At 63.5% G+C, this 2,969-nt stretch carries 2 protein-coding genes; one reads left to right on the top strand and one right to left on the bottom strand.

The genetic code is table 11. From position 1 onward, the window contains the following. The first annotated feature begins 331 nt into the window (after positions 1 to 331). Entirely contained in the window at positions 332 to 1,783 is a 1,452-nt protein-coding gene (locus VMA74_RS10955; RefSeq protein WP_325366847.1) for an MFS transporter, read from the top strand. 37 nt (positions 1,784 to 1,820) lie between these two features. On the opposite strand, the gene VMA74_RS10950 is transcribed toward VMA74_RS10955, so the two are convergent. Next, the gene (locus tag VMA74_RS10950) at positions 1,821 to 2,816 is read right to left on the bottom strand and encodes an LLM class flavin-dependent oxidoreductase (RefSeq protein ID WP_325366845.1); all 996 of its coding nucleotides are present in this window, start codon (positions 2,814 to 2,816) and stop codon (positions 1,821 to 1,823) included. Between the last annotated feature and the right edge of the window lie 153 nt (positions 2,817 to 2,969).

The raw sequence follows: 2,969 nt of genomic DNA, 5'->3' as shown, positions 1-2,969 counted from the left end.
TTACTACGGGCATCCTGCCCTTCGCCCTTCGGGCCAGCATGCGCTGTTCGCCCGCGTTCCTGACGCGGGCGTGGGCACGCAAGAGAAAGTGACTCGGTCGCTCCGCGACCGAAAGCGCCGCAGGCAATGCATAAGCTTGCGCGATACACATTCAAGCAGGAACAACGTCGAGGCCGTCATGCAGATGGTGATGTTGGGGTTCGGCGTTGCCTCACCGCCAACCTACGGCCCGGGATGCAATCCCAGCTATCTTGCTAGCCTTCGATGCTGGGATTTCATCCCAGCCTACATACATGCACAGTCAACGCCAACCAGCACATCGAGACCTTCCATGACGTCAACGGCCCGCATGCCCATGCAACCTGATCCCGCTCCTGGCGCCATCGCTCCCAGCGCATCGGCTGCGATCGCCGCGCGTCTTGACCGGCTGCCATCGTCGCGCACGCTGTGGAAAATCATCGCGCTGATTTCCCTGGCTGGCTTGTTTGAATACTACGACCTGTTCTTCACCGGCTACGTGGCGCCGGGCATGAACCAATCGGGGCTGTTTTCGCCCTCGTCGCTCGGCGTGTTCGCGGGCCTGGCCGGCATCAAGGTGGCGGGCTTCGGCACCTTCGTGTTCAGCACGTTTGCCGGCCTGTGGGTAGGCGTGGTGCTGCTGGGGCAACTTGCCGACCGTTATGGCCGCCGTCCGATGCTTACCTGGTCGCTGGTCTGGTACGTATGCAGCACCGTCATCATGGCGTTTCAGCATAGCGGCGAAATGCTCAACGTCTGGCGCTTCATCGCGGGTGTGGGTTTCGGCGTGCAGTTGGTGACCATCGACACCTACATTTCCGAACTGACGCCGGCGGCGTTGCGCGGTCGTGCGTTCTCGATGAACCAGCTGGTGTCGTTTTCCATTGTGCCGGTGGTGGCCTTGCTGGCGTGGCTGCTGGTGCCGACGGCACCGCTCGGGCTGGATGGCTGGCGTTGGGTGGTACTAATCGGCTCGGCTGGCGCGGTGGTGGCGTGGTTTCTGATCCAGAGCGTGCCGGAGAGCCCGCGCTGGCTGGCGTTGCGCGGACGCCTCCGGGAAGCGGAAGCGATCACCGCCGGCATCGAACGCCGCATCGAGGCCGAAACCGGCGCGCCACTTCCGGCGCCGCATGCCGAGCCGCCAGAAGAAGAAAGCGAAGGCCGCTTTGCGGAAATCTTCTCGCGACGCTACTGGCGCCGCACGCTGATGCTGTCGGTGTTCAACATGGCGCAGGTGATCGGCTTCTACGGCTTTGCGGCATGGGTGCCGACCCTGCTGATCGCACGCGGCATTACCGTCACGCACAGCCTGGAGTATTCCTTCATCATCGCGATCGCCAATCCGTTCGGCCCATTGCTCGGCACCTTCTTCGCCGACTACCTTGAACGCAAGACGCAGATCGTGCTCGGGCTGATCGTGATGGGTGTGGCGATGCTCGCCTTCGCACGCGTCAACCTGCCGGCAGCGCTGATCGCCCTGGGCGTGGTATTTACGCTGGCGTCCAACATCATGTCCTACGCCTATCACAACTATCAGGCCGAGCTGTATCCCACCCGCATCCGCGCGCGCGCCGTAGGTTTCGTCTATTCATGGAGCCGCATCGCCGCCGCGTTCGCCGGGCTGGCCATCGGCTATTTTCTCAACCTCGGCGGCGCACTCGCCGTCGCCACCTTCATCGCCGTCGCGATGGGGGTGGGCATTGCCGTCATCGGGGTGTTCGGGCCGTCGACCAAGGGCGTGGCGCTGGAACACATCAGCCATTGAGGCCGTCATCGGCGCCATGCGACGCCGGTGCCACTCGTCAGGACAACGGCAGCGTTTCGCGCACCTGCATGGCCCACTCGAACGACCGCTTGCGCAGCGTGTGATCAAAGATATTCGCCGTCAGCATCAGCTCATCCGGCCGATGCCGCTGAATGAAATCGACCAGGCCATGGCGCACGGTATCCCGGTCGCCCACGATGCTGCATGCCAATGCGCGCTCCACCATCGCCTTCTCATGCGGCGCCCAGTACGCATCGATGTCGTCGATCGGCGGCGGTATCAAGCCGGGCCGGCCGCGCCGCAAATTGACGAAGCTTTGCTGTTGCGAGGTAAACAACCGTCGCGCTTCGTCCTCGGTTTCGGCCACCACCACGTTGATGCCAAGCATGGCGTACGGCTTGTCCAGGCGCGCGGAAGGTTTGAAGTCGCGCCGATAGAGCAGCAACGCTTCGTCCATCGCATCCGGCGCAAAGTGCGAGGCGAATGCGAACGGCAAACCCAGCGCCGCCGCGAGCTGGGCGCTGAACAGGCTCGACCCCAACAGCCACACCGGCACCTCGATGCCTGCGCCCGGTACGGCGCGCACAGCTTGCCCGGGAACGGCCGGTTCGAAGAAGGCAAGCAGTTCCTGCACATCGGCCGGAAACGTTTCTGCCGCCTCGTAGTAGCGGCGTAGCGCACGTGCCGTGGGCTGGTCCGTACCGGGCGCGCGTCCCAGTCCCAGATCGATGCGCCCCGGATACAGCGATGCCAGCGTGCCGAATTGCTCGGCCACCTGCAGCGGCGCGTGGTTGGGCAGCATGATACCGCCCGCCCCTACCCTGATCGTCGACGTGCCGCCCGCGACGTGGCCGATCAGCACTGCCGTCGCCGCGCTGGCGATACCGGGCATGTTGTGGTGTTCGGCCAACCAGTAGCGCGTGTAGCCCAGCTGTTCGGCCCAGCGCGCGAGATCCAGCGTGTTGGCGAAGGCTTGCACCGGCGTGCTGCCTTCGATGACGGGGGCAAGGTCAAGTACGGAAAACGGGATCATGCGCAAGGTCCGGGCAAGGAAGTCCCCAACGTGGGGACGGTTGCCTGTAATGCCAGGGTTCGTGTTTCAACCCCATGGCTGTCTGCTTCTGAAATGCATTCATCTTTTCAAGCAGCATCTGCGTGATGTCTATCACAAAAAAGCAGACAAATG

The organism is Dyella sp. (genome assembly GCF_035508675.1).
Taxonomy (GTDB): domain Bacteria; phylum Pseudomonadota; class Gammaproteobacteria; order Xanthomonadales; family Rhodanobacteraceae; genus Dyella_B.
Note: the sequence above shows the minus strand (reverse complement) of the source record. Positions and strands in the feature narration are given on the sequence as shown.